23 protein-coding genes are annotated in these 25,713 nt (G+C 72.8%); 13 read left to right on the top strand and 10 right to left on the bottom strand.

The window, feature by feature from the left end; genetic code table 11:
• Window positions 1-21: 21 nt before the first annotated feature.
• Complete coding sequence (locus BN39_RS12945; protein WP_019202834.1) at window positions 22-2,259, bottom strand: NADP-dependent isocitrate dehydrogenase; 2,238 nt, start codon at window positions 2,257-2,259, stop codon at window positions 22-24.
• 196 nt (window positions 2,260-2,455) lie between these two features.
• On the opposite strand from BN39_RS12945, the gene BN39_RS12940 reads away from it, so the two are divergent.
• Window positions 2,456-3,469 (top strand): DUF808 domain-containing protein, encoded by a 1,014-nt coding sequence (locus BN39_RS12940; RefSeq protein WP_019202833.1) that lies wholly within the window; start codon window positions 2,456-2,458, stop codon window positions 3,467-3,469.
• On the opposite strand, the gene BN39_RS12935 is transcribed toward BN39_RS12940, so the two are convergent.
• Both BN39_RS12935 and BN39_RS12930 read right to left on the bottom strand, forming a co-directional pair.
• Window positions 3,430-4,284: a GyrI-like domain-containing protein gene (locus tag BN39_RS12935; protein WP_019202832.1), complete on the bottom strand. Its 855-nt coding sequence runs from the start codon at window positions 4,282-4,284 to the stop codon at window positions 3,430-3,432. The two genes, BN39_RS12940 and BN39_RS12935, sit on opposite strands and share 40 nt — an antisense overlap.
• Window positions 4,285-4,318: 34 nt before the next feature.
• A complete protein-coding gene (locus BN39_RS12930; protein ID WP_019202831.1) occupies window positions 4,319-5,002 on the bottom strand; it encodes a lysoplasmalogenase in 684 nt (227 codons plus the stop codon).
• A 28-nt stretch (window positions 5,003-5,030) separates the two neighbouring features.
• Here BN39_RS12930 and BN39_RS12925 point away from each other — a divergent pair, with 28 nt between their 5' ends.
• The 4 genes from BN39_RS12925 (at window position 5,031) to BN39_RS22280 (ending at window position 10,624) form a co-directional block, all read left to right on the top strand.
• The gene (locus BN39_RS12925; protein ID WP_019202830.1) at window positions 5,031-6,311 is read left to right on the top strand and encodes a serine hydrolase; all 1,281 of its coding nucleotides are present in this window, start codon (window positions 5,031-5,033) and stop codon (window positions 6,309-6,311) included.
• Between the two features lie 223 nt (window positions 6,312-6,534).
• Entirely contained in the window at window positions 6,535-8,748 is a 2,214-nt protein-coding gene (katG, locus tag BN39_RS12920; RefSeq protein ID WP_019202829.1) for a catalase/peroxidase HPI, read from the top strand.
• A gap of 395 nt (window positions 8,749-9,143) precedes the next feature.
• A complete protein-coding gene (locus BN39_RS12915; RefSeq protein WP_019202828.1) occupies window positions 9,144-9,914 on the top strand; it encodes a thioesterase family protein in 771 nt (256 codons plus the stop codon).
• Between the two features lie 62 nt (window positions 9,915-9,976).
• Entirely contained in the window at window positions 9,977-10,624 is a 648-nt protein-coding gene (locus tag BN39_RS22280; protein ID WP_019202827.1) for an LGFP repeat-containing protein, read from the top strand.
• A 10-nt stretch (window positions 10,625-10,634) separates the two neighbouring features.
• Here the strand turns inward: BN39_RS22280 and BN39_RS12905 are convergent, their stop codons facing one another.
• Both BN39_RS12905 and BN39_RS12900 read right to left on the bottom strand, forming a co-directional pair.
• Window positions 10,635-11,498, bottom strand: coding sequence for a trans-aconitate 2-methyltransferase (locus BN39_RS12905; protein ID WP_019202826.1), 864 nt, complete (start codon window positions 11,496-11,498; stop codon window positions 10,635-10,637).
• A 61-nt stretch (window positions 11,499-11,559) separates the two neighbouring features.
• A complete protein-coding gene (locus BN39_RS12900) occupies window positions 11,560-12,984 on the bottom strand; it encodes a hypothetical protein (protein WP_019202825.1) in 1,425 nt (474 codons plus the stop codon).
• Window positions 12,985-13,072: 88 nt separating this feature from the next.
• Here BN39_RS12900 and BN39_RS12895 point away from each other — a divergent pair, with 88 nt between their 5' ends.
• Window positions 13,073-14,440 (top strand): sugar transferase, encoded by a 1,368-nt coding sequence (locus BN39_RS12895; protein ID WP_019202824.1) that lies wholly within the window; start codon window positions 13,073-13,075, stop codon window positions 14,438-14,440.
• 39 nt (window positions 14,441-14,479) lie between these two features.
• Here the strand turns inward: BN39_RS12895 and BN39_RS12890 are convergent, their stop codons facing one another.
• Genes BN39_RS12890 through BN39_RS12880 form a run of 3 tightly spaced genes read right to left on the bottom strand, consistent with a single transcriptional unit; the run spans window position 14,480 to window position 16,235 of the window.
• Complete coding sequence (locus tag BN39_RS12890; RefSeq protein WP_019202823.1) at window positions 14,480-14,845, bottom strand: holo-ACP synthase; 366 nt, start codon at window positions 14,843-14,845, stop codon at window positions 14,480-14,482.
• Window positions 14,842-15,954 (bottom strand): glycosyltransferase, encoded by a 1,113-nt coding sequence (locus BN39_RS12885; RefSeq protein WP_040768266.1) that lies wholly within the window; start codon window positions 15,952-15,954, stop codon window positions 14,842-14,844. The genes BN39_RS12890 and BN39_RS12885 overlap by 4 nt, the downstream gene beginning before the upstream one ends.
• 14 nt (window positions 15,955-15,968) lie before the next feature.
• Complete coding sequence (locus BN39_RS12880) at window positions 15,969-16,235, bottom strand: acyl carrier protein (protein WP_040767926.1); 267 nt, start codon at window positions 16,233-16,235, stop codon at window positions 15,969-15,971.
• A 118-nt stretch (window positions 16,236-16,353) separates the two neighbouring features.
• On the opposite strand from BN39_RS12880, the gene BN39_RS12875 reads away from it, so the two are divergent.
• The 7 genes from BN39_RS12875 to BN39_RS12845 are packed head-to-tail and all read left to right on the top strand — an operon-like array spanning window position 16,354 to window position 23,924.
• Window positions 16,354-17,307, top strand: a complete 954-nt coding sequence (locus BN39_RS12875; RefSeq protein ID WP_081586090.1) for an amino acid--[acyl-carrier-protein] ligase — start codon at window positions 16,354-16,356, stop codon at window positions 17,305-17,307.
• A complete protein-coding gene (locus tag BN39_RS12870) occupies window positions 17,304-18,374 on the top strand; it encodes a glycosyltransferase family 4 protein (protein WP_019202819.1) in 1,071 nt (356 codons plus the stop codon). Before BN39_RS12875 ends, BN39_RS12870 begins: the two co-directional genes overlap by 4 nt.
• Window positions 18,371-19,537, top strand: a complete 1,167-nt coding sequence (locus BN39_RS12865) for a glycosyltransferase (protein ID WP_019202818.1) — start codon at window positions 18,371-18,373, stop codon at window positions 19,535-19,537. Before BN39_RS12870 ends, BN39_RS12865 begins: the two co-directional genes overlap by 4 nt.
• The gene (locus BN39_RS12860; protein ID WP_019202817.1) at window positions 19,534-20,754 is read left to right on the top strand and encodes an oligosaccharide flippase family protein; all 1,221 of its coding nucleotides are present in this window, start codon (window positions 19,534-19,536) and stop codon (window positions 20,752-20,754) included. Before BN39_RS12865 ends, BN39_RS12860 begins: the two co-directional genes overlap by 4 nt.
• Window positions 20,751-21,755: a glycosyltransferase gene (locus BN39_RS12855; protein WP_019202816.1), complete on the top strand. Its 1,005-nt coding sequence runs from the start codon at window positions 20,751-20,753 to the stop codon at window positions 21,753-21,755. Before BN39_RS12860 ends, BN39_RS12855 begins: the two co-directional genes overlap by 4 nt.
• The gene (locus BN39_RS12850) at window positions 21,742-23,370 is read left to right on the top strand and encodes a hypothetical protein (RefSeq protein WP_019202815.1); all 1,629 of its coding nucleotides are present in this window, start codon (window positions 21,742-21,744) and stop codon (window positions 23,368-23,370) included. The genes BN39_RS12855 and BN39_RS12850 overlap by 14 nt, the downstream gene beginning before the upstream one ends.
• Window positions 23,355-23,924: a YdcF family protein gene (locus tag BN39_RS12845; protein ID WP_237741691.1), complete on the top strand. Its 570-nt coding sequence runs from the start codon at window positions 23,355-23,357 to the stop codon at window positions 23,922-23,924. The genes BN39_RS12850 and BN39_RS12845 overlap by 16 nt, the downstream gene beginning before the upstream one ends.
• Before the next feature lie 3 nt (window positions 23,925-23,927).
• On the opposite strand, the gene BN39_RS12840 is transcribed toward BN39_RS12845, so the two are convergent.
• Entirely contained in the window at window positions 23,928-25,160 is a 1,233-nt protein-coding gene (locus tag BN39_RS12840) for an APC family permease (RefSeq protein ID WP_019202813.1), read from the bottom strand.
• Window positions 25,157-25,612 carry an SRPBCC family protein gene (locus BN39_RS12835; protein WP_019202812.1) on the bottom strand — a complete coding sequence of 152 codons (456 nt, stop codon included), beginning with the start codon at window positions 25,610-25,612 and terminating at the stop codon, window positions 25,157-25,159. The genes BN39_RS12840 and BN39_RS12835 overlap by 4 nt, the downstream gene beginning before the upstream one ends.
• Window positions 25,613-25,713: the final 101 nt, after the last annotated feature.

The raw sequence follows: 25,713 nt of genomic DNA, 5'->3' as shown, positions 1-25,713 counted from the left end.
GCCCGGGGTGCGGGACGTGGGTCAGGCCTGGAGCGAATCCAGGTCCGCGTTGAAGGTCGCGCTCGGACGCATCACCTTCGCGGTCTTGTCGAAGTCCGGGTAGTAGTAGCCGCCGATGTCGGCCGGCACCCCCTGGACCGCGCTGAACTCGTCGACGATCGACGCCTCGTGCTCCGCGAGCGACTTCGCCAGCGGCGCGAAGGTGGCCGCCAGGTCCGGGTCCTCGGTCTGCTCGGCGAGCGCCTGCGCCCAGTACATCGCGAGGTAGAACTGGCTGCCCCGGTTGTCCAGCTCGCCCGTGCTGCGCGACGGCGCCTTGTTGGTCTCCAGCAGCTTGCCGGTCGCGACGTCGAGCGCCTTGCCGAGGAGTACGGCCTTCGTGTTGTCGTTCTTGAGGCCGATGTCCTCGATGCTCACCGCGAGCGCCAGGAACTCACCGAGCGAATCCCACCGGAGGTGGTTCTCCTCGATGAGCTGCTTCACGTGCTTCGGAGCGGAACCGCCGGCGCCCGTCTCGTACAGCCCGCCGCCCGCCATCAGCGGCACGATCGACAGCATCTTCGCCGACGTACCCAGCTCCAGGATCGGGAAGAGGTCGGTCAGGTAGTCGCGCAGGATGTTTCCGGTCGCGGCGATGGTGTCCAGACCCCGCATCGCACGCTCGAGCGTGTACCGCATGGCGCGCACCTGCGACATGATCTGGATGTCGAGGCCCTCGGTGTCGTGCTCCTTGAGGTGCTCCTTGACGGCGTGGATCAGCTCGTTCTCGTGCGGGCGATACGGATCCAGCCAGAACAGCACGGGCATGCCCGAGTTGCGCGCGCGGGTGACGGCCAGCTTGACCCAGTCCCGGATCGGGGCGTCCTTGACGGTGCACATGCGCCAGATGTCGCCCTCCTCGACCTGCTGCGAGAGCAGCACCTCGCCGGTGGCGTTGTCCACGATGTTCGCGGTACCGCCGGCGGGGACCTCGAAAGTCTTGTCGTGCGAGCCGTACTCCTCGGCCTTCTGCGCCATCAGGCCCACGTTGGGGACCGTGCCCATGGTGCGGGGATCGAACGCGCCGTTGGTCTTACAGAAGTTGATGATCTCCTGGTAGATGCGCGCGAACGTGGACTCCGGCATCACGGCCTTGGTGTCCTTGGTGCGGCCGTCGGCGCCGTACATCTTGCCGCCGGCGCGGATCATGGCCGGCATCGAGGCGTCGACGATCACGTCGGACGGCGAGTGGAAGTTCGAGATACCGCGCGCGGAATCGACCATCGCCAGCTCCGGGCGGTGCTCGTGGCAGGCGTGCAGATCCTTGATGATCTCCTCGTGCTTCGACGCCGGGAGGGTGGCGATCTTGTCGTACAGGTCGCCCAGGCCGTTGTTGACGTTGACGCCCAGCTCCTCGAACAGGTCGTGGTGCTTGGCGAACGCCTCCTTGTAGAACACGCGCACGGCGTGGCCGAACACGATGGGGTGCGACACCTTCATCATGGTGGCCTTCACGTGGAGCGAGAACATGACGCCGGTCTTGTAGGCGTCCTCCATCTGCTCCTCGTAGAACTCCAGGAGCGCCTTCTTGCTCATGAACATCGAGTCCATGACGTCGCCCGGGCCCAGCTTCACGCTCGGCTTGAGCACGTGGGTCGAGCCGTCGTCGGTGACCAGCTCCATGCGGACGTCGCGGTCCTTGTCGAGGGTCATCGACTTCTCACCGTGGTAGAAGTCGCCGTGCTTCATGTGCGCCACGTGGCTGCGCGAGGCCATCGACCACTCACCCATGCTGTGCGGGTGCTTGCGGGCGTACTCCTTCACCGCCTTCGGGGCACGGCGATCCGAGTTACCCTGGCGCAGAACAGGGTTGACAGCGCTGCCGAGGATGGTGGAGTAGCGCGTCGCGATCTCGCGCTCCTCGTCGGTCTTGGGCTCGGACGGCAGGTCCGGGATGTCGTAGCCCTTCTCCTGCAGCTCGGTGATCGCGGCCAGCAGCTGCGGAACCGAGGCGCTGATGTTCGGCAGCTTGATGATGTTCGCATTCGGGTCCAGGGTGAGCTCGCCGAGGCGGGCCAGGTTGTCCTCGACCCGCTGGTCCTCGGGCAGGCGGTCCGAGAAGACGGCCAGGATGCGCGCCGCGACCGAGATGTCACTGGTCTGCACGTCGATGCCGGCGGGGCCGGCGAAGGTCCGGATGATCGGCAGGAACGACGCGGTGGCGAGGAACGGTGCCTCGTCGGTCAGCGTGTAGATGATGGTCTGCGGCTGCGCACTCATAGGTATTTGCTTCTCTCCCGAATGTCGTGGTCGGTCGACTCGTACGAACGCTCTCGTATGTCCATGTAACGGTTCCACCATTATCCTCCCCCACGATCGCGCGCTGCGGCAGGACTCCCGGTAAACCGTGAGCCGGCCCCTCCGGCGCGCCGCGGCACGCGCCTCGCCGACGGCCCGTCGCCGCTACGCTCTCCCCATGAGCATCGGACTCGCCGCCCTCCTCGACGACATCGCGGCACTCGCGCGGTTGGCCGCGGCCTCCGTGGACGACGTCGCCGCGGCCGCCGGACGCGCCAGCGTGAAGGCCGCGGGCGTGGTCGTCGACGACACCGCCGTCACCCCGCGCTACGTCCAGGGGATCGAGCCCGAGCGGGAGTTGAGCATCGTCGCCCGCATCGCCAAGGGGTCGCTGCGCAACAAGCTGCTCTTCATCCTCCCCGCGATCCTGCTGCTCAGCTGGCTCGCGCCGTGGGCGCTCACGCCGATCCTCATGCTCGGTGGCACGTACCTCTGTTACGAGGGCGCGGAGAAGATCTGGGAGAAGGTCTCCGGGCACGAGGAGCACGCAGAGGAGAGCGCCGACGGCCCCGTCGACGAGGACACCGTCGTGGCCGGGGCGATCCGCACCGACTTCATCCTCTCCGCGGAGATCATGGTCATCGCCATGAACGAGGTGGCGAGCGAGGCCCTGTGGTCGCGGGCCCTCATCCTCGTCGTGGTCGCGATCGTCATCACCGCGCTCGTCTACGGCGTGGTCGCGGCCATCGTGAAGATGGACGACGCGGGCCTCGCGCTGGCGCGCCGCGACTCCCCCGCCAGCCGCCGGATCGGCACGGGTCTGGTCAAGGCCATGCCCAAGGTGCTGAGCGCGCTCGCCACGATCGGCATCGTCGCCATGTGCTGGGTCGGCGGGCACATCCTGCTGGTGGGCCTCGACGAGCTCGGATGGCACGCGCCGTACTCCCTGGTGCATCACGCCGAGGAGTGGGCACACGGCCTGATCCCCGCGATCGGCTCGGTGCTCGGTTGGCTGGCGAACACCCTGGGGTCGGCGATCTTCGGCCTACTCGTCGGCGCGGCCGTCCTCGTGATCGTGCACCTCGTGCAGAAGGTCGTGCGGCGCGGCCGCGGCGACGGGCACGCAGCCGCGCCACCGGCCGCGCCGGAGGGTCAGGCCGGAGCCGACGGACCCGGCTCGACCGGCACGTAGACCTTCGTCCGCAGCCGCTCGTCCGGAACGGTCCCCGGCTCGTCGAGGTACACGTTGAAGTGGTGCGTCGACGGGTCGTCCGGCGTGCGGGTGAGCGCCAGGCCGTGCTCCACGATGTACGCCCCGATCAACTCGTGCGCCCGCGGGATCGCCTCGGCGTACGGGCCGACGACGGTGGCCACCACGGCCCGTCGGGCATCGGTCCGCAAGACGCCCAGCGGATCCCGGGCGGACGTCCCGTCGGGAACCTCGACGAACACGGACTCGTCCACATCGGACTCGCGGAACTCGTCGTCGTGCTCGATGGTCCCGCCCATGCCTCCCGGCACGATTCCCTGCTCCTGCAGGGCCGGGAACAGCCGCTCCCACAGCCGCCCCTCCGCGGCGTACTCGGGAATGGTGTCCCGCAGGTGGACGACGGTGCGCGCGGGTACGGTCTCTTCGGTGACGATGTCTGTCATGACGGACTCCTTCTCGGAGAGCAGATGGTCGAGGAGACGGAGCCGGCCCAGCGCCTCGTCCGCGGCGGTGGCGAGCTCCGCGCGCTGCGCCCGCAGCGCCGCGTCGTACGCCGGGGTGCCGTGGACGGCGAGGACGGCTCCGATGGCGGACACGCCGAAACCCACGTCCCGGAGACGACGGATCGCGGCGGCGTCGGCGAGCTGTGCCGCCGCGTACCGCCGGTACCCGGTCGCCGCGTCCACGTCGGCGGGCACCAGGACACCGTGGGTGTCGTAGTGGCGCAGCATGCGGACGCTGATCCGGCTCAGCGAGGAGAACCTGCCGATCGACATGAGGTTCGAGGTGTCGGTCATGCCGCGAACCCTGCCCTCTGACACCGTGTGAGAGTCAAGCGCCGGCGCGGGCGGCGCCCTCGGCGAGGAGGTACTGAGCGCCGCAGTACGTGGCCATGACCGCCCCCTCGAGCCACGGGGGCGGGTCGGCGAGCACGAACTTGCGCAGCCCGAGGATCGAATCGCTGAGCAGGAAGAGGCCCGCGCCGGCGAGCGTGGCGCGGCGGGCGTCGGCGGGGATGTGTCCCCCGAGGAGCGTGGCCGACGCCGCGGTTCCGGTGAGCACACCGGAGTAGGCGGCGAGCACGGGCGCCAGTGCCGGCTCCCGGCGGTACGCGGCGACGAGCGTGCGGGGCGCGCCGAGCGCCCACACAGCGGCGACAGCCGCCGGCCGGGCCGGCGAGGCCCGCGGATCGCGCTGCCGGAGCAGGCCGGTGATGTACGCGCCGTGGCCGGTCGCGAACGCGGCGGCGCCGCCGGCGAAGTGCCGCGGCTCGTCGCCGAGGAGGACCACGTCGCCCGCCCAGCCCGCCGCCTGGCCGAGCAGTGTGGTGGTGCGCAGCGGCGAGGTCCGCGCCCGCGGGTCGGCGGCGAACGACGCGGCGAGCGTCGGCAACAGCAGCGGCTTGGTGAACCGGCGGGCGCGGTGCCGCGACGGATCCGCCGACGCGGAGAGCGCGGTGTCCACCACGGCGATACCCGCGAATGCGAACTTGAGGGCGGTGCTCACTCGGACCATCGCGCCAATCTATCCGTAGGCTCGACCCGTGAGCACCGCCACCGCCGCCGATCCCTGGGACCCGTCCGCCGGCCGCATCCGGGTCGGCCGCGACCTGGACGCGATCACCGACGTCGGAGCCGAGGATCACAGCGCGGTCGACCCGCGTTCGGTGGAACGGGTGTGGCTGGCCGCCCGATCCTGGTACGCCGCGGGAATGCAGCCGGCGATCCAGGTGTGCGTACGGCGCGGCGGCCGCGTCGTCCTCAACCGGGCCATCGGCCACGCCCGGGGCAACGGCCCCGACCTCGACTCCAACGAGGACACGGCGACGACCCCGGTACCGGTCACCGTCGACACCCCGTTCTGCACCTACTCCACCGCCAAGGGCGTGGCCGTCACCGTGCTGCATCGCCTGATCGAGCGCGGGGACCTCGCGCTCGACGCGCGGGTGTACGACTACATGCCGGAGTTCACGCCGGACGGGAAGGACCGGATCACGGTGCGGCACGTGCTGACCCACAGCGCGGGCATCCCCATCAACACCGGCCCGAAGCCGGACCTGCGGCGCTCCGAGGACAGCGAGTACACCCGGGCGATGCTCGCGGGCATCAAGCCCGTCTACTCCCCCGGCCGGCTGCACTTCTACCACGCCCTGACCTGGGGACCGCTCGTGCGCGAGCTGGTGCTGGCCGCCACCGGCCGCACCATCCGAGAGATCGCGGCGCAGGAGATCCTGGACCCGCTCGGCTTCCGCTGGACCAACTTCGGGGTCGCGCCGGAGGACGTGAAGGCCGTGGGGCTGAGTTATGCGACGGGGCGCCCCGCCTCGCCCGCGATCGAGGCGGCGTTCCGCAAGGTGGTCGGCGGCACCATGCAGCAGATCGTCCCGATGTCGAACTCGCCGCGCTTCCTCACCGGCATCGTCCCCTCGTCGAACCTCGTGTCGAACGCCGCCGAACTGTCCCGGTTCGCCGAGATCCTCCGCCGCGGTGGCGAACTCGACGGGGTGCGGGTGCTGCGGCCGGAGACGTTGGCCGCGGCCACGCGGCAGGCACGACGCCTGCGCCCCGATTTCGCGACCGGCGGAGCCCCGCTGCGCTGGGGCACGGGCTACATGCTGGGTTCGGAGCGATTCGGCCCGTTCGGCCGGCACGCGCCCACGGCGTTCGGCCACACCGGCCTCACCGAGATCGCCATGTGGGCCGATCCCGCGCGGGACCTGGCGGCGGCCGTGGTGTCCAGCGGCAAGCCCGGCGGCCACCCCGAGGCGCGCCGCTACCCCGCCCTCCTCGATGCGATCACGCGCGAGTTCGGCCCGCTGCGCTGAGCGCCCGACGCCCGTCCGATAGGCGATTCCTACGGGAACAATAGGGCCTCCGACCTCTCGTTTCGGCGATATCTTGAATAATTCCAGAAAACCTGGATTCTCGCGCCGAGCCGACGTATGGTTGACCGCAAGCGGCCGCTCGGCCCCGCCCGCCCCGGCGGGCCGATGGACCATCAGCCGCTCAGCCGAGAGCCGAACGCACATCCGTACCGAAAGGAACGCCGTGTCCGAGGAACAGACCCCCTTCCCCCAGACCGATACCGGCGGCGGCTGCCCCGTCGCCCACGGTTCGCTCCGCCCACCCGTGGCCGGCGGCGACAACCGCGACTGGTGGCCGGACGAGATCAACCTGAAGGTGCTGGCGCACAACCCCGTCGAGGGCAACCCGCTCGGCGGCGACTTCGACTACGCCGCAGAGGTCGCGACCCTGGACGTGGACGCGCTCCGCGCCGATCTGGTGCAGCTCATGCGCACCTCGCAGGACTGGTGGCCCGCGGACTTCGGGCACTACGGCCCGCTGTTCATCCGCATGTCGTGGCACTCCGCCGGCACCTACCGCACCGAGGACGGCCGCGGTGGCGGCGGAGCGGGCATGCAGCGGTTCGCCCCGCTCAACAGCTGGCCCGACAACGTCAGCCTCGACAAGGCGCGCCGCCTCCTGTGGCCGGTCAAGCAGAAGTACGGGCGCAAGCTCTCCTGGGCCGACCTGCTCGTCTTCGCCGGCAACGTGGCGCTCGAGGACATGGGCTTCACGACGGCCGGTTTCGCGTTCGGCCGCGCCGACGAGTGGGAGCCGCAGGACGTCTACTGGGGCCCCGAGCACACGTGGCTCGGCTCCGACGGCCGGTTCACCGGTAAGCGCGACCTCGAGCAGCCCCTGGGCGCCACCCACATGGGCCTGATCTACGTCAACCCCGAAGGTCCCGAGGGTGTTCCGGACTTCCTCGCCGCCGCGGACGACATCCGCGAGACGTTCGGCCGGATGGCGATGAACGATGTGGAGACCGCGGCGCTCATCGTCGGCGGCCACACGTTCGGCAAGACGCACGGCGCCGGCCCCGTCGAGAACGGCCCCGAGCCGGAGGCCTCCCCCCTCGAGCAGCAGGGCCTCGGCTGGAAGGGCGGCAACGGCACCGGTGTCGGCCCCGACGCCGTCACCAGCGGCCTCGAGGTGATCTGGACGCACACCCCCACCAAGTGGGACAACAGCTTCCTGGAAATCCTGTACGGCAACGAGTGGGAGCTCACCAAGAGCCCCGCGGGCGCCAACCAGTGGAAGCCGAAGGACGGCGGCTGGGGCAACTCGGTGCCGGAGGCCTTCGGCTCGGGCAAGACGCACCCGTCGATGCTCACCACCGACCTCTCGATGCGGTTCGATCCCATCTACGGCGAGATCACCAAGCGCTGGCTCGACCATCCGGAGGAGCTCGCGGACGAGTTCGCCAAGGCCTGGTTCAAGCTGCTCCACCGCGACATGGGCCCCACGTCGCGCTACGTCGGCCCGCTGGTGCCGGCGAAGGAGGAGCTGTGGCAGGACCCGGTCCCGGCCGCCGAGGGCGCGCCGATCACCGACGCCGACGCGGCCTCCATCAAGGAGCGCATCGCCGCGACCGATCTCAGCAATGAGCGCCTGATCAAGACGGCGTGGGCCGCGTTCTCCTCGTTCCGCGGCTCCGACAAGCGCGGCGGCGCCAACGGCGGCCGCCTCCGCCTGCAGCCGCAGGCCGGCTGGGAGGTCAACGAGCCGGACGAGCTGGCACAGGCCGTCTCCGCGCTTGAGGGCGTGGCCGACGCGTTCAACGCCGACTCGGCCACGAAGGTCTCCTTCGCGGACGTGGTGGTGCTGGCGGGCAACCTGGGTATCGAGCGCGCGGCCAAGGCCGCGGGAGTCGATGTGACCGTGCCGTTCACCCCGGGTCGCACGGACGCCACCCAGGAGCAGACCGACGTGGAGTCGTTCGCGGTGCTCGAGCCCAAGTGGGACGCGTTCCGCAACTTCGTCGCCAAGGGTGCCCCGCTTCCGGCGGAGTACCTGCTGGTGGACAAGGCGCAGCAGCTCGGGCTCACGGCCCCGGAGATGACGGTGCTCGTCGGCGGCCTGCGCGTGGTGGGCAACAACGCCGGCGATTCCGCCGAGGGCGTCTTCACCGACCGCCCGGGCGCGCTCACCAACGACTGGTTCGTGAACCTGCTCGACATGTCGACGAAGTGGGAGCCGTCCTCGGACGACAACAGCTCCTACGTGGGCACGGACCGCGCCACCGGTGCCAAGAAGTGGACCGCGAGCCGCGTCGACCTCGTGTTCGGCTCGAACTCGATCCTGCGGTCGCTGGCCGAGGTGTACGCCCAGGACGACGCCAAGGACAAGTTCGTCGCCGACTTCGTGGCCGCGTGGACCAAGGTCTCCAACGCCGACCGGTTCGACGTCAAGCGCTGACCCGCAGCGTTTTCGCGACGCCCCGCACGCCCCCGGCGTGCGGGGCGTCCGCGTATCGGTGCCGGGACGCGCGCGGCGACCGTCGGATGTCCCCACGGCCGGCCTGTATCCCCGTGCATCCCCACGGCGGGCGTGGTTCCCGCGCCCCTGAGCCGTTCCCGCGATCACCATGGTCGTCGCGGGAAGGAATCCGTGTCGCGGGAACGCGGGCGAGGTGTCGCGGGAACCATGCATCATCGCGGGAGCGGCGCGGTGTAGCGGGAGCGGCGAACCCGGCGCGCGGCGGCACCGTCGGGCCCGGACGCCCCGCGGACACGGAGAACCGGGCCTCTATCGGTTATTCATGATTAACCAGAATTGGAAAACCTGCCGGTGAGCGACGTACTCTCATTCGCATGCCGTACTTCGAGAGGCTCAGTGAGAACTCCTTCCGCCCCACCGAGCACGTCTCGGGAGGATGGAACACCGCCGAGCAGCACATCGCGCCACCCATGGGCCTGCTCGCGCACGCGGTGGAACGGGACCGGGACGCACGCCGCAGCGACGGGCTCCGACTCGCGCGGCTGTCCTACGACATCCTCGGAACCCTCCCGATGGAGCCGGTCGAGGTGGACGTCCGGGTCATGCGCCCGGGGCGCACGATCGAACTCGTCGAGGCGTCGCTGAGCCACGGCGGGCGCATCGCCCTCACGCTCCGCGCGTGGCTCCTCGACACGCGCGACACGACGGTCCTCGACGGGACCGCGTTCGACCGCATCCCGCCCGCCGACCAGATGCCCGAGTGGGACCCCAGCACGGTCTGGCCCGGCGGATACATCGCCTCCGCGCAGGCCCGCCGGGTGCAGACCGCGCCCGGCCGGGCGGCCTACTGGGTGCGATCCGACGTCGCCCTTCTCGCCGACGAGTTCGTCGGCCCGGTCGCCAGAGCCGCCCGAATATTTGATATCGCGAACGGAATGACTGTTCGGGCGGACCCGAAGGACGTCGCCTTCCCCAATCTCGACCTGACCGCGCACCTGTTCAGGGAGCCCGAGGGCGACTGGCTCGGGTTCGACACGCGGGTGTCAGCAGGGCCTGTCGGCGCAGGCCTGACCGATTCCGTCATTCACGACACAACGGGCGCGATTGGAAAGGTCAGCCAGATTCAAACGGTGCGTCCCCGCTGAAACATCGCCACGGATGTGATTTCATGCCAAGTGTTCAATTCACCCTGTCGAATGGAGCAGAAATGAACACTCGGATTACTCGGACGATCGGTGCAGTAGCCGCCGCGGCCGCAATTCTCGGCGGCCTGACCGCCTGCGATCAGGCGAAGGACGCCGCGGATTCCGCGACCTCCAAGGCCGGCGACGCAGCCGGACAGGCCACGTCCAAGGCGGGCGACGCCGCGGCCCAGGCCACCTCGAAGGCGGGAGAAGCCGCCGGTGGCGGCGCGAACGCCAGCTCGGGAGCGGCGGCACCGTCCGGTTCCGGTGCACCGGAAGGCGGCGCGGAGGCCAAGGAGCCCGTGCCGTCGACCAAGATCGCGACCGCGGGCGGCCAGGAGGTCACCCTCAACGATCAGGCGATCATCGGCGAGTACGCCAAGTACGGCTACGAGAAGGGCCACCTCGGCGCCCCCCTCGGCCCCGTCTCGGCGCTCCCCGACGGCAAGGGTAAGTACCTCACCCTCAAGGGCGGCACCATCTACTGGAGCCAGGCCAGCGGCGCGCACGTCGTGCACGGCGTCATCGGCGACAAGTGGGGCGACGAGGGCCACGAGGCCGGCAAGCTGGGCTACCCCACCAGCGACGAGACCGCCGAGGACGGCGGCATCGTGCAGAAGTTCCAGAAGGGGACGATCACCTTCAAGGACGGGAAGGCCACGGTCTCCTAGACCCGCCCCCCTAGACCTCCCGCGCGACACCCGTGAACACGGTCCGCGCGGCGAGCACGAAGGCATCACCGCGCCGCCTGATCGACGCCGGGTCATCCGGATCGACCAGGCGGCGCAGTGTTTCGGCATCCACCTCCGCGAGCCGGTCGCCGAGCCTCAGGTACCGGCCCAGCGTCCGCGCGACCGCCGCCCGCGCACCGTCGTCGAGCGGCGCCGGTCGGTCGACCAGGAAGGTCCGCGCCCGCACGTCGGTCAGCCCCGCGGCGCGCAACATTCCCGGCCAGTCCTCCCGCACCCCGTCGGTGCCGCCCTCCTGGGCCCGCATCGCCGCGAACCCCTCCGACAGCAGGGCGTCCAACCTGTCCTGCAGCCCGGGCCGTCCGAATCCGAGGTCCCGCGGCAGGAACCGGGTCGGCAGGCCGCCCTCGGCGACGGCGAGCACGCCGCCCGGCCGCAGCCTCCCCGCGAGCGCCGCCACCGCAGCCGCCTGATCGCCGAGGTGGTGCACGGTCTGCGCGGCGAGGATCAGATCCGCCTCGGGCAGGTCCGCGAGGCCGCCCGGCAGGTCGACACGCAGGGTTTCGACGCCCGCGCCCGCCCCGCGTTCCCGAGCGCGCTCGAGCAGCTCCGGCGCACCGTCGACCGCCACGACCCGCGCCGCGGGGTGGCGCCGGGCGAGCTCCGCGGTGAACACGCCCGGCCCGGCGCCCACGTCGAGGATCACACCGGGGCGCCGGCCCGGCCGGTCGGCGTCGATCGCCTCGAGCGCCCCGGCGACGTACGGCAGGAAGATCTGGGCCTCCGCCTCGAGCTCGTCCGCCATCGCGGACCAGTCGTGGGGCGTGTGCGGGTGGGAATGCGCGTGCTGTGTCATGCGATCCATGGTCGGCGCTCCGGACTACCAGGGGCAACTCCTGTTGCCGAGATGGCAAACCTCAGGATCGGCGGAGACGCACACCGGCGGGCAGCACCGCCCGCGCTCGCGCCAGCGCGGCCTCGTCGGCCCCCGCGAGAACCACGGTGAGCGCCGGACCCGTCCGGATCTCGGCGTCGCCGAGGCCCGCCGCCGCCAGGGCCTCCCGAATCCGCGCGGGCACGACGAAACCGCCCGGCACGGGCACCCGGTCCGGATCCGCGGGGCGCGCGGCGACGGGGTGCGCGGAGAACGGCAGCGCGGGGTCGGGCAGCGCGGCCGCGAGCAGCGCGGCGATCCCCTCGACATGCGCGCGTGCGGTCGCCCCGTCGTAGAGGTCGGGGTGGAACACGCCGTCCACGATCAGCCCGCCCGCGTCGGCGGGAAGAACCGTGACGAGGCAGTCCTCGATCGGGCCCCACGCCGACACCTCGAGGCTCCACGGCGGATCCCCCACGAACGCCAGCACGTTCACGATCGGTCCGTGCGTGCGGCCGGTGCGCCACGCGGCCGGCACCACGGCGCGCAACTGCTCCGGCCGCTCGCCCCGCCGCACCCGCGTCGCGGCCGCGTCCAGCCATCGCGTCAGCGCGGCGCCCGCCTCGGCCGGGCCGCTCCCCGAGACGCGGATCCGGCTGGGGATCACCGCCATCCACTGCACGGGCGTCGACCGCTCGGCAGCGCTCCGGCGCAGCGCCGCAACCACGCCGATCACCGCGTCGTCGGTGCCCAGGTGGCCGGCGACGTACGCCCCGACGGTGGCGGCGGCCTCCGCAGGCCACGACCGCCGGGCCCGCAGCGCGTGCCCGTCGACCCGGGCGGCGTACCGGAGCGGCGCCGCAGTCGGCTCGGCGACACGGTCGGTGAACGCGATCTCGCGCCCCGGATCGGCGATCCCGTCGAGGGCCCGAGCCCAGAACGCGGGATCCGGATCGGGGCCCGACGGTGCGGCCCCGCGCAGGGCCTCGACGTCACCGACGGGGCCGTCGTCGGCGGCGGCACCGGCGTACCGGTCGGCGATCCGGCGGAACACCGTGGTCAGCCCGTACCCGTCGAGGACACCGTGGTGCGCGCGAAGCACCACCACGCCGTCCCCACCGACCGTGGCGACCGCGGCGCGGCACAGGGGCGAACCGTCGTACAGCAGGGGTTCGTCGCGGAAGGCCTCGAGCCACGCGCGGTAGGCGTGCTCGTCGGCGAACGCGCGGACCTCGACGGGGGCGGGCGGCACGCCCACAAGGCGGACCCCGGCGGGACTCGCCGGCTCCTCGACCGCGCCGACGCCGCACGCCTGCACCCGCCCGAGCACGTTCGCGGCCGCCGCTGCGAGAGCGTCCGCATCGACGGGCCCCGGACGCCGCCACGCCGCCACGATGCTGAGCGCCGCCGGAGACGAGGCCGTGAGGCCCGACCGCAGTAGCGCGACCTGGGAAGAGAGGGGCAGCACAACGGATGACGATACGCGCCGACGCGGCCGTCCGCGTCAGCGCTAGTATGCGAATCGGAACCGCTCAGCGGGAATGCAAAGGGGGTGCATGAGCACGATCGTCCGGTCCGCCAGACAGACCCGCCGCACCCACCGGCACATCTGGCCGCTCGCACTCCTCGACTTCGCCATCGTGGCAGCCGTCCTGCTTCTCTCGTACCGGCCCGGCGAGGACACGAGCAGGCACATCGAGACGTGCGTGGCCGCGGCACTCATCACGCTGGCGGCGTTCTTCGTGCTCGGGCTCTACCGGACGAAGATCACGCTGAGCGCGCTGGACACGATCCCGCAGATCATCATCGCGGGCTGGTTGCTCATCCCCCTGTTCCTGCTGCTCCCGTGGGATGACGCGCACCCCGTGATCCGCAACGTCATCGCGTGCCTCGGCATTCTGCTCCTGGTGCGCGCCGTGTACTTCGCCGTGGTCCGGCGGCACCGGGCGCGGCATCCGGACCAGGGCGCACGCACACTGGTGATCGGCGGCGGGAAGGTGGCGGGCGAGCTCGTCTCGTCGATGTTCGAGTACCCGATCTACGGCCTGCGGCCGGTCCTCGTGATGGACGACGACCCCCTCGATCCCACGAGCTTCCCCGTCGAGGTGATCCCCCGTCGCGCCGACCTCGCGGCGCTGATCGAGGAACGCGCGATCGACACCGTGATCGTCGCCTTCTCCCGCGACCGCGATGCGACCCTCGTGGAACCACTGCGGGATTGCGACACCCTCGACTGCGAGATCTACGTCGTGCCCCGGTTGTACGAGTTCGTGCACCAGGACCGGGACATGGACCGGATCCACACCACACCGCTGACGCTGGTGCGACGCCTCGCGCTGCGCAGCAGCCACTGGCGGGTCAAACGCGTCACGTCGCTGACCACCGCATCGCTCGGCCTGATCCTCCTCTCCCCGCTGCTGCTCGGCGTGGCCGCGGCGATCAAGCTGCAGGACCCGCACGCTCCCGTGCTCTTCCGCCAGACCCGCGTCGGACAGGACGGCCGGCTGTTCTCGCTGTACAAGTTCCGCACGATGCGCCCGGTCCCGGACGAGGAGTCCGACAAGGCCTGGTCGTCCGAGAGCTCCCGCGTCACCCGTCTCGGGGTGCACCTGCGCCGCCACTCGATCGACGAGCTGCCGCAGCTGTGGAACGTGGTGCGCGGGGACATGTCGATGGTGGGGCCCCGCCCGGAACGTCCCCACTTCGTGGACCGGTTCGGCGCCGAGATCCCGGCGTACCAGTCACGGCACCGCGTCAAGGCCGGTCTCACCGGATGGGCCGCGATCCACGGCCTGCGCGGCGACACCGACATCAAGGACCGGGCCACGTACGACAACTTCTACATCGAGAACTGGAGCCTGTGGCTCGACGCGAAGATCCTCGTGATGACCGTCACCGCCGTCCTCTTCGGCAAGGGACGCTGACCGCGCACCGGCGCCGTGCCCCGGTCGTGTGGTGAGCGGCTACGAGACCTCGACGGTGACGACCGCGACGGCGTGGCAGTCGGTGTGGGAGAGGGAGACCCGCGGCTCCCGCCAGCCTCGCGCGCGGGCGCGAGCGGCGAGGCCGCCGTGCAACCGCAGCTCGGGGCCGTACGGCGTGGTCACCACCTCGATCTCGCGGGGCGGCGTCGGGACCTCCGGCCCCGGGCGGAGCGCTTTGATCGCGGCCTCCTTCGCCGCCAGCCGGGCCGCGAGACGCCGCGCATCGCCCGCGCACTCACGCCTCTCGGCGCCCGTGAACACGCGCCGGAGGAACCGGTCGCCGAACTCGGCGAGCGAGTACTCCACGTCGCCGATCGCGACCAGGTCGATCCCGATGCCGTTCACCGGTGCGCGACCCCGTCGACCACGGCGCGCATCCGTGAGCGGAACAGGTCCTCGGAGAACCCCTCGGCGTGCGCCCGCAGGGCGCCGCGGTCGAAGTCGCCCGGCCGGAATCCGCGCAGGGCGTCGGCGAGCGCGGTCACGAAGGCATCGTCCGGCGCATCGTCGAGCAGGAGCCCGGACAGTCCGGGCACGACGGTGTCCAGGGCCCCACCGGCGGCCCGCGCGATGACCGGGGTGCCGGTGGCCATCGCCTCGACCGGCACGATGCCGAAGTCCTCCTCGCCGGGCATGAGCGTGGCGATCGCGCCGCGCTGCAACCGGACCATCTCGGGGTCCGTGACGCGGCCGAGGAACGTGGTCTCGGGCCCGGCGAGCGCGCGCAGCGCCGGCTCGTGGCGCCCGCTCCCGGCGATGACCAGCCGCGCGCCGGCGGCCCGCGCGGCGCGGATCGCGAGATCCACGCGGCGGTACGGCACGAGGCGTCCCGCAACGAGGAAGTAGTCGCCGGCGGGTGCGTCGCCCGGCGTGAACCGCCGCACGTCGACGGGCGGCGGGACGACGTGGGCGGCGACGCCCCACCACCGTGCGATCCGCCCCGCCACGGCCGTGGAGTTGGCGACGACCGCGGTGACGTGTGGCACCGCGGCGGTCTCCACGGCGCGGGCCCGCGCGGCCAGCAGCGACAACGCGGCCCTGCCGGTGGCCCCGCCGCGCTCCCCCGCGCGCAGGCCGGGCGACCAGGCCCAGCGGGCGGGCGAGTGCACGTAGGCGACGACGGGCACGCCAGCGGCGGCGAACGTGGGCGCGGCGGACAGGGCCACGGCGTGGTGGCTGATGACCACCACGTCGACGGGGCCGGGCCGCAGTCGTCGCATCGCGGCCGGCGCGAGCGGGATGAGCGGTACGTGGGTTCGCCTGCCGGTGGCCCGGTGGACGGTGTCGAGCGGCGTGGCACGGATCCGGCCGCGCAGCTCGGGAGCGACGGTGCGCGGGTCGGCGAACGCCACGTGGACGGGCGCCTCGGGCCATTCGGCGGCGAGCGCGCGCACCACGTTCTCCGAGCCGCCGGGTTCGGTCCACCGCTCGTGGACGATGGCGAGACGGGGCATCGCGGGTCCGTCGATCACGCGTCGCCGGCCAGCGAGCGGACCGCCCCGACCAGGGAATCCACACTCGCGAAAACAGCCTTCGACATCAGCTCGTCGGGGAACTCGATCGCAAGTCGGTCTTCGATTGCCAGCATCACATTCACTGCGGCGTGAGACGTGAGTCCCAACGCGAAGAGATCCGCGCCGCCGTCGACGTCCGCGATCGGGACCGAAATCCGTCCGTGCCGGGCGAGGATCTCCCGCACCACCTCGTCCACTACGCCTCCTGTGTTGAACTGCATCAGCAATTCACCCGCTGTACCGCGTGTTTGCGTTCGCGAGCGGGTGCACGCCGCCGTTCACCCTAGCCTGGTACCGTATTGCATCGATAACGGTTCCGGCCTGGGAAGACGACACCTCATGACTATGACTGCGGTTCCCCGCTCCGCGGACCTGAACGCGCTCCTCGACGAGCACGCCCGCCTGCGGGCGGAGTTGCTCGACGCGGGCCATCTCATCGACACCGGCGTCGAGGGCGTGTACGGCCACGGCGCGGACTTCTCCGCGGTGTGCCGCGCGGTGGACGCGCTCGTGGGAAGGGTGATCCACGAGGTGCACGGCGGTGCGGCCACGGTGCTCGCGTTCCCGCCCGTCATGCCCCGCGAGATCCTCGACCGCACGGACTACATCGCCTCGTTCCCGCACCTGAGTGCGACCGTCGCCACGTACGAGGGCGGCGACGCCGAACACCGGCTCATGCTCGCCGGCCGCGACGCGGGGCACGACTGGGGCGGGCACCTGCGCTCCAGCGACCTCGCCCTGGTGCCGTCCGCGTGCCACCCCGTCTACCCCACCCTGTCCGGGGCGCTCCCGCGGGACGGCGCGTGGGTGGACGTGTCCGGCCACTGCTTCCGGCACGAGCCGTCGTCGGACCCGATGCGGATGCAGTCGTTCCGGATGCGGGAGATCGTGCGGGTGGGCACGGACCGCGCCGCGATCGCGCACCGCGATTCGTGGGTCGCGCGGGCCGCGGGCATCCTGGGCGACCTGGGTCTTCGGGTGAGTCAGGCGCCCGCCGTCGATCCGTTCTTCGGGCGATCGGGGCGCATGCTGGCCGCGAACCAGTCGGCCGACGGCCTCAAGACCGAGGTCCTGGTGAACGTCTACGGCGAGAGGTTCCCGGGCGTCGCCGTCGCGTCCGGCAACTACCACCGCGATCATTTCGGAATGCAGTTCGACATCACCTCCGCGGACGGGTCCCCCGCGCACAGCGCGTGCCTCGGGTTCGGAATCGAGCGGATCGCGCTGGCGCTGTTCGCCGCCCACGGGATGGACCGCGCGTCCTGGCCGGGTGCGGTGAACGCCCGGCTGTGACCCCGGTGCACGTCCACCTGACGGGGGCGCAGTGGCCCGCGACCGCGCCGGGTGGGCTCCCCCGCTACTTCGCGGACCTGTTCGCGGCGCTGCGCGCCCACCCCGATGTGCGGCCGTCCGCCGCCGCGTTCGGAGCGCCAGACCAAGGCGGAACGTCGTGGGGTGCGGACAGCGGGACCACCGCGGCCCGCGTGCGCGCCTCCCGCCGCCGCGCACCGTCGGGCACCGAGGTCCTCGACCGGCACTTCGCGCTGTTCGGGCCGGCCCCGCGCGGCGCCGCGCTCGTGACGCATTTCCACGGGCCGTGGGCGCTGGAGAGCGACGCGGCCGGGGAGTCCCGGGCCGCCGTGGCCGCCAAGACTCTCGTCGAACGCGCGAGGTACCGCGGCAGCGATCGTTTCGTGGTGCTCTCCGAAGCGTTCGCGGAGGTCCTGGTGGACCGTTACGACGCCGACCGCGGCACGATCGCCGTGATTCCCCCCGGGGTCGACCTCACCCGGTTCCCGGAGGCCGGGGAGCCGGCGACGGATGGTCCCCCGCGGGTGCTGTGCGTGCGCCGGCTCGAGCGCCGGATGGGCGTGGACGTACTGCTGGACGCGTGGCGCGGGGTGCTCGCCGAGCACCCCGAGGCCCGGTTGGACGTGGTCGGCACCGGATCGCAGGCCGTCCCCCTCGCGGAACGGGCCGCGGAACTCGGTGTGGCGGCTACCGTGACGTTCGTGGGAGCGGTCGACGACGCGGAGCTCGCGCGGCGCTACGCCGCGGCGACGGTGACCGCGGTGCCCTCCCGGAGTTGGGAGGGATTCGGGCTGGTGGCGCTGGAGTCGCTGGCGTCGGGCCGGGCCCCCGTCGTCACCGACGCGGGAGGACTGCCCGACGGTGTGCGGGGCCTCGCGCCCGGCCTGGTGGTGCCGGCGGGGGACGCCGAGGCACTGGCCGCGCGCCTGGTGCGGGCGCTCGCCGGGGACCGTCCGTCCGCCGCGGCGTGCCGCGCGCACGCGGAGACCTTCACCTGGGCCGCCGCCGCCGAGCGGCACGCGGCGCTGTACCGGGCCCTCGCCTCATGACCGGGCGTCGGCCCGCCGTCTTCCTCGGCCACACCGCCGCACCGTCCGGCGCGGAGCTCGCGTTCGCGCGCCTCGCGGGCGAGCTTCGCCGGCGGGGCCGCACCACCTCGGCGGTGCTGCTGGAGCCGGGCCCCCTCGTGGACGTGCTCCAGGCGCAGGACGTCCCGGTGACGGTCCTGCCGTCCGTCGCCCGCCGGGTGGGCCGTGGTTCGGGGCCGCTCGCCCTGGTCCGCGGCGCGGTCGGGATGATCCGCGACGGCCTGCGGGTCGCGGCGGTGCTCCGCGCGCACGACGCCGGCGTGGTGGTCGCCCAGTCGACCAAGACGCTGCTCATCGGCGCGGTGGCGGCGCGCCGCGCGGGCGTCCCGCTGGTGTGGCAGGTGCACGACCGGATCAGCGGCGAGTACTTCGGCCCGCTGCGGTTCCCCTTGCGGCTGCTCGGGCGGCTCGCGGCCGACGGCTTCCTGGCCAACTCGCGGGGCACGCTCGGCACCCTCCGGACCCGCGGCACGCCGGCCGCAGTGTGCCCGCCCGGGGTCGACCTCGCGGCCGTACCGCCCGCGGCACCGCAGCGTCCGCCCGCCGAGGCCCGGATCGCGATGGTCGGGCGACTCACCGAGTGGAAGGGCCAGGACCTGGTACTGGAGGCCCTGGCTGCCATGCGGACGACACCCACCGTCCGGTTCGTCGGCGGCGTGTTCTTCGGCGAGGAGCAGTTCGCCGCACGGGTGCGGACGCAGGCCGCGTACCTCGGCGTCGTCGACCGGGTGACGTTCACGGGCCACGTCGAGGATCCCGCCGCGGAGATCGCGGACGCCGACATCGTGGTGCACTACTCGCGGCTCACCGAACCCTTCGGCCAGGTGGTCGCGGAGGCGATGGCGGCGGGCCGCGCCGTGGTCGCGGCCAAGGCGGGCGGGCCCGCGGAGATGATCGTCGACGGGCACGACGGGGTGTTGGTACGGCCCGGTAGGCCGGCCGAGCTGGCGGCCGCGCTGGACGCGCTCATCGCCGATCCGGTGCGGCGTGCGCGGTTGGGCGCGGCGGCCCGGGAGCGGGCCCGCGACCTCGACCTGCGGACCTCGGCGCTGATCGCCGACGCCCTGCTCTCGCGGGTCGAGAGGGACGCGCTCACGGCCCGCGCCGAACGGGCCGCCCCGTGAACGCCGCGCCGCGCCTACGGGGCGGCGCGGGGCTGGTCCGTGACGTCGGCCTGGTGTCGGCGGGCCGATACGGCCAGTACCTGGTCACCCTGGTGACCATCCCCCTGTGCGCGCGGCTCCTCGGCCCGTCCGGGATGGGTCTGCTCGCGATCGCGATGTCGGCGTACTTCCTCGGCGCGCTGTGCACCGATCTCGGGATCACGGCGTTCCTCGCCGCCCGGGTGCGCGAACCCGGGCTGGACCGGCTGCGCGGCGACTACGCGGGCCTGCGGGGCGCCGCGCTCGCCGTGTTCGGCGCGCTGTTCGCGATGGCGCTGCTGCTACCCGTCCCGCACGCCGTCCTGATGGGTGCGCTGGGCCTCCTGGTGGGATCCGTCAGCGCTTGCGGGGACGATTGGGTCCTCCTGGGAGAGCAGCGGTTCGGCGTCGTGGTGCTGCAGCAGACCGCCGGCCGCCTGGTGTACCTGGCGCTGCTCGTAGCTGCGCTGCCGGTGGCCCGGACCCCGGAGGCGGCGATGGCCTGCCTGCTCGCGGGGACGCTGGTGGCCGTCGTCTGGTCCTGGTGCAGGACGGTCCGCGACCACGGGCGGCCGGCCCGCCCCGAGGCGCCCCGGTCGCTGCTGCGGATCGGCGGCCCCGTGTTCGGGGCGCGGATCCTGTCGAGCACCTACGGTCCCGGTGCGGCGACGGTCTTCGCCACGGCCCTCCCGACGAGATCGCTGGGCCTGTTCAGCGCCGGCGACCGGGCGGTACAGGCCGCGGCCTCGCTACTCGACGCGGTCGGCGTGAGCCTGTTGCCGCGGATGGCACGTCGCGCGGGGGACGACCTGCACGCCACCACCATCCGGGTGATCACGGCGGTGGCCGCCGGCGGCGTCGCGCTCGCGCTGGCCGTCACCGTGCTGGCTCCGTGGCTGGTTCCGCTGCTGTTCGGCGACGACTTCGCGGGCGCGGTACCGCTGCTGCAGGTCCAGGCGTGGGCACTGCCCGGCGCGGCCGTGGCCTCGGTCCTCGCGACCGCCGTGTTGCCGGTGCGCGGCGATGCGGCGGGCGTCCTGTTCGCGGGCGCGGTCGGCGCCTGCGTGGCGGCGGCCACCCTGGCGGTCGCGTTCTCGACCCACAGCCCCACGACGGTGGTCGTGGGGATCGTCGCGGCGCACACCGCGGCCGCCGCCTTCTCGGTGCGGCGCGCGCTGCGCGCGGAGGCGGGGCGATGAGGATCCTGTTCGCCGGCGACGACTGGTACGGCAGCAACGCCCGCTCGTTCGCGGACGGCTTCCGCCGCGCCGGTCACGACGTGACCGTCGTCGACACCACCGCCGTCACGCTGCCGCGCCGCGGCACCCCGGCCTGGTGGTACGCCAAGGCGACGGGCCGCAGGTGGCCCGCGGACGTCGCCGCGGCGCACCGTCGGATCGAGGAGGCCGCCGGAACCTCCCGGCCCGACCTGCTGTTCTGCTACACCGCGGTACACCTCGATCAGGAGCGGCTGCTGTCGGTCCCGGCGGCGCGGCGGGTGCACTACAGCGCCGACGACGTGGCCAACCCGGTCAACACGACGCCCGCGTACCTGGCCGCGGAAGCCGGATGGGACGCGATCGTGACCACCAAGGCGCACAACGTGTCCGAGCTCCAGGCGCGCGGCGCGCGCCGGGTTGTCCTCGTGCCCTGCGCCTACGATCCGGCCTGGCACCGGCCGGTCGCGCCGCGCTCCGCCCGACGGTACGCGGCCGGTTTCGTCGGCAACGCCCGCCCGGATCGCGCCGATCTGCTGACCGGCCTGGCCCGGGAGATGGGCGGCCGGTTCTACCTCGCGGGCAACGGATGGCGCCGCCGGCCCGCGTTGCGAGGCTCCGGCGCGACGGTCCGCGGCCCCCAGTACGGGACGGACCTGTCGGCCGCGATCGGGGCGATCGGCGCGAACCTGGTCCTGCTCAACTCCGACAACCGCGACACCCACACGTGCCGCTCGTACGAGGTGCCCGCGGCGGGCGGGCTGTTCGTGGGGCCGCGCACCGCCGACCACGAGGCCCTGCTGGCGGACGGCCGGGAGGCGCTCCTGTTCGACGGACCCGCGGAACTGCGGGAGATCGTGGCGCGGGTGGAGGCGGATCCCGATGCGGCGGCGCGGATCGCGGCCCGCGGGCACGCCGCGATCACCGGCGGCCGCAACACCTACGAGGACCGGGCGAAGGAGATCGTCGATGCCCTCTCGTGAGCTGCGCACGTACCTGGGGCCGGTGGACCGTTCCGTGTACGGCGCCCTCCACCTCCCGCCGACCAGAGTCGTCACGGGCACCGTCCTGCTGGTGCCGCCGCTGGCGGAGGAGCGGACCGATGCGCTGCGGGGTCTCCGCCGCCTCGCCGATGAACTGGCCGGCCGGGGGCTGGCGGTGCTGCGGTTCGACTATTACGGCACAGGCGATTCCGCGGACGAGCCGGGCCGCCCCGACGCGGTCGCGGCCTGGGCGGACAGCACTCGTATCGCCGCGGACTACCTCCGCGGCTTCGGTGCGGGCGAGCCGGCCGTCGTGGCGCTGCGGGCGGGGGCCCTCGTCGCGGCCGAGGCGGGGCTCGCGCCGCCGGCACTCGTGTTGTGGGACGCGGTGTTCCGCGGCCGCACCTTCACCCGACAGCAGGCCGCGCTGGCCGCGCTCGCCCTGGACGCCCCGACGGGCGAGGAGCTCGAGCCGCACACCTGGCTCGGGCTCACGATCGCGCCGGCGGCGGTGCGGGACCTGTCCGCGCTCACCGCGTACTCGCTGACGTCGCCCCGCACGCTGGTCGCGGCGCGGGTGGGCGCGGAGCAGCCGGTCGACGGGGCGATGCGGATCACCGTCGACGGAATGGAGGAGTTCCTCTCCCCCGCAGACCATCTCGTCCGCCTACCCGATCGGGCTATCGACGACATCGCCCAGTGGCTGGCGGACGCGGCGCCCCGGTGCGAGCCGGTCACCGTCATCCCCGAGATCCGCACCGAGGCCCGGTTCGAGACGGCGGAGGGCTCGGTGCTGGAGCGGATCGAATCTCTCGGCGAGGCGGCCGCAATCCGCTCCCTGCCCGCCGCCGGAGACCCACCCGCCCGGTCGATCACGCTGTGCGCCACGGCGAACGACACCCGGCACGGCCCGAACGGGCTGTGGGTCACGGTCGCCCGCGGAGCGGCCGCCTCGGGCGCGCAGGCGGTGCGGTTCGACCGGCGGGGCGCCGGTGAATCGGGTCCGGTCACCCCCGGCGAGGTGATCCCCCTGTTCCCGGACACCGCGGTCGAGGACGCGCTCGCCGCCGCAGCGTCGTGCGGGCCCGCACCGCTGCTCGCGGCCGGGATCTGCTCGGGCTCCTGGTACGCGGCGCACATCGCCCGTGACCGCCCGGCCGATGCGGCGGTCCTGGTCAACAGCGTGCTGTACTCCTGGCGGATCAAGCCCGCTCTCGCCCGGCCCACGGCCCCGGGCGGCACGCCCGCGGATCTGGGCGTGCCCCGGTCGGATCCGGCGTTCGCCCGCACTCCGCGGGGCCGCGGCAAGGACCTCCTGCGCCGTCGGCTCCCGTACCGCTCGTGGGAGCGCCTCGGCGAACGCGGCACCACGCAGGTGCCCGGGGTGCTCCTCGGCCCGGTGGCCGAGGCCGGCGCCCGCGCCACCGTGGTCCTCGCCCCGGAGGACGCGGCGTGGTTCGACGCGCAGCGCGGCCCGGAGGGCGTGGCACTCCTCACGGGGGCGCCGGCGCCGCCCAGGATCGTCCGGCTCGACACCGGTGACCACGCCGGATATCACCCTGATGTGCGCGCGGCGGCCTCCGCGGCAATACTTCATTGGTGCAGACAGCGGTGACCGGCATGCGGCCGGCCCACAAGCTCGTCGTGATCGGGCTGGCGGTCATGATGGTGCTGATCGTCGGCGCCACGGTGTACCGCACCTACGTGGCCCCGGACATCGACGGGCGGCTGCACCGCGCGGACGCCGTCATCGTGCTCGGCGGCAACCCCTATGAGCGTTTCGAGTACGGCATCGAGCTCGCCTCGCAGGGGCTCGCCGGGGAGGTTGTGCTGTCGAACTCGGTCGGCCCCACGGACACCCGCATGCAGAGCCTGTGCAGCGGGGCCGTGAAGGACGTCACCATCACCTGTTTCCTCCCCCAGCCGTGGACGACCCGCGGCGAGGCCCGGGAGATCCGCCGCATGGCGGAGCAGCGCCAGTGGCACGAGATCATCGTCATCACGACCACCGCGCACGTCGAGCGGGCGCGGTTCATCATGGAGCGCTGCTACACCGACGGGATGCAGATGACGGACTTCCCCGAGCATCGCGGCCCGGTGGAGACCGTGTTCGGCTGGGGCTACCAGAGCGCCGGGTGGCTCAAAGCGCTGACGCAGACCGGCTGCTGACCATCAGGCGCCGCCCCGTTCGCGTGTCACCGCGTACGCGAGTGCCCCGGCGGCCAGCACCAGCATCCCCACCGCGACGGACCGGGTGGGCAGCGACAACGCGACCAGCAGGCAGCCCGCGAGCCCGACCGCGGGCACGATCCGCGAGCGCAGCGCACCGTCGAGCGTCCACGCCGACGCGTTCGCGACCGCGTAGTACACGAGCACGGCGAACGAGGAGAAGCCGATGGCGTACCGCAGATCGGCGGACGCGGCGGCCACCGCCACCACCGCGCCCACCGCGATCTCCGCGCGCACCGGCACCTTCCGGCGCTCGTCGACCTCGGCGAGAGCACGCGGGAGGTGTCCGTCGCGGGCCATGGCCAGGGTGGTGCGCGAGACGCCGAGGATGAGGGCGAGGAGCGAACCCACGGCCGCCACGCACGCCGCGACCCGGACCACCGGCGCGAGGCCCGCCCACCCGGACGCGCGCGCGGCGTCGGCGAGCGGCGCCGCGGAGCCCGCCACCCCGCCGGGACCGAGCACAGCGAGCAGGGCGACGCCCACCGCGAGATACACCACGAGCGTGCCGGCCAGGGCGAGGAAGATCGCCCGCGGCAGGGTCCGCTCGGGGTCGGCGACCTCCTCACCGAGCGTCGCGATCCGCGCGTAACCCGCGAACGCGAAGAACAGCAGGCCCGCCGCCTGCAGCACGCCGAAGAAGCCGCCCGAGGCACCGTCGAACAGGCGTCCGGGGTCCGCCGCGCTCGAGGTGAGGGCGGCGACGACGACCACCGCCAGGACGGCCAGAACGAGAGCCACGACGACTCGGGCCACCGTGGCGGAGCGCTGCACGCCGAACACGTTGAGCGCCGTCAGGGCGACGACGGTGCCCACGGCCACGGCGTGCGCGTACTGCGGCCAGGCGTACGCGCCCACCGTGAGGGCCATCGCCGCGCACGAGGCGGTCTTCCCCACCACGAAGCTCCACCCCGCGAGGTGCCCCCAGAACGGGCCGAGCCGCTCCCGCCCGTAGACGTAGGTGCCGCCGGACTGCGGATAGCGGACCGCGAGCCGGGCCGAGCTGCTCGCGTTGCAGTACGCGATGAGCGCGGCCACCGCGAGCCCCACCACCAGCGCAGATCCGGCGGCGGCCGCCGCGGGGGCGAACGCGGCGAAGACGCCCGCACCGACCATCGCGGACAGGCCCACGGCGACCGCGTCGCCGAGGCCGAGGCTGCGCCGCAGTTCGGTCATCGCTGCTCGGCGACGATCGCGAGGCGCTCCAGGGAGGCGGCCAGACGGTCCGACGTCGTGGCCCGGGCCCGCGGGAGCCGCTGCTCGTCCTGCAGGAGCGTCCAGTCGTAGGTGTGGGTGACGCGGGTCGCTCCACCGGGGATCCACTCCAATTGCCACCGCCAGAGGTGCCCGGGCGGTTCCTGCCCCTCGGCGGACGGCCGCCACGCGATCACGCGCCCCTCGTCGAACTCGGTGACGTGGTTCTCGCGGACCTGGCCGTTGGTCAGCCGCATCCGGAACACGTCGCCCACCGTGCGCACCCGCTGGCCCGCGGCGGCCTCGGCCAGGTTGTCGTTCCCGTCCCACTCCGGTTGCCGCGCGGGATCGGCGATCAACTCGAACAGGGTTTCCGCCGAAGCGGCGATATCGCGGGAAGCGCTGACGATACGGATCTCGGCCGGTCTGCTCACATGCTCATCGAACCAGGTATCGGCGCGCCCCGCCGGGGAGGGACGCACCCGGGGAGCGGCGGTCGTCGTCTTGCCCTCAACCGCCGTCCAGGTTCTAGCGT

It is taken from the genome of Tsukamurella sp. 1534 (genome assembly GCF_000312385.1).
In the GTDB taxonomy this organism is placed as follows: domain Bacteria; phylum Actinomycetota; class Actinomycetes; order Mycobacteriales; family Mycobacteriaceae; genus Tsukamurella.
This window is presented reverse-complemented; position numbering and strand designations above follow the sequence as displayed.

Coding starts and splice junctions, on each gene's coding strand:
- BN39_RS12945 (WP_019202834.1), bottom strand. CDS start 2,259: ATGAGTGCGCAGCCGCAGACCATCATCTACACGCTGACCGACGAGGCA.
- BN39_RS12940 (WP_019202833.1), top strand. CDS start 2,456: ATGAGCATCGGACTCGCCGCCCTCCTCGACGACATCGCGGCACTCGCG.
- BN39_RS12935 (WP_019202832.1), bottom strand. CDS start 4,284: ATGACCGACACCTCGAACCTCATGTCGATCGGCAGGTTCTCCTCGCTG.
- BN39_RS12930 (WP_019202831.1), bottom strand. CDS start 5,002: ATGGTCCGAGTGAGCACCGCCCTCAAGTTCGCATTCGCGGGTATCGCC.
- BN39_RS12915 (WP_019202828.1), top strand. CDS start 9,144: ATGCCGTACTTCGAGAGGCTCAGTGAGAACTCCTTCCGCCCCACCGAG.
- BN39_RS22280 (WP_019202827.1), top strand. CDS start 9,977: ATGAACACTCGGATTACTCGGACGATCGGTGCAGTAGCCGCCGCGGCC.
- BN39_RS12905 (WP_019202826.1), bottom strand. CDS start 11,498: ATGACACAGCACGCGCATTCCCACCCGCACACGCCCCACGACTGGTCC.
- BN39_RS12895 (WP_019202824.1), top strand. CDS start 13,073: ATGAGCACGATCGTCCGGTCCGCCAGACAGACCCGCCGCACCCACCGG.
- BN39_RS12885 (WP_040768266.1), bottom strand. CDS start 15,954: ATGCCCCGTCTCGCCATCGTCCACGAGCGGTGGACCGAACCCGGCGGC.
- BN39_RS12880 (WP_040767926.1), bottom strand. CDS start 16,235: ATGCAGTTCAACACAGGAGGCGTAGTGGACGAGGTGGTGCGGGAGATC.
- BN39_RS12875 (WP_081586090.1), top strand. CDS start 16,354: ATGACTATGACTGCGGTTCCCCGCTCCGCGGACCTGAACGCGCTCCTC.
- BN39_RS12865 (WP_019202818.1), top strand. CDS start 18,371: ATGACCGGGCGTCGGCCCGCCGTCTTCCTCGGCCACACCGCCGCACCG.
- BN39_RS12855 (WP_019202816.1), top strand. CDS start 20,751: ATGAGGATCCTGTTCGCCGGCGACGACTGGTACGGCAGCAACGCCCGC.
- BN39_RS12850 (WP_019202815.1), top strand. CDS start 21,742: ATGCCCTCTCGTGAGCTGCGCACGTACCTGGGGCCGGTGGACCGTTCC.
- BN39_RS12840 (WP_019202813.1), bottom strand. CDS start 25,160: ATGACCGAACTGCGGCGCAGCCTCGGCCTCGGCGACGCGGTCGCCGTG.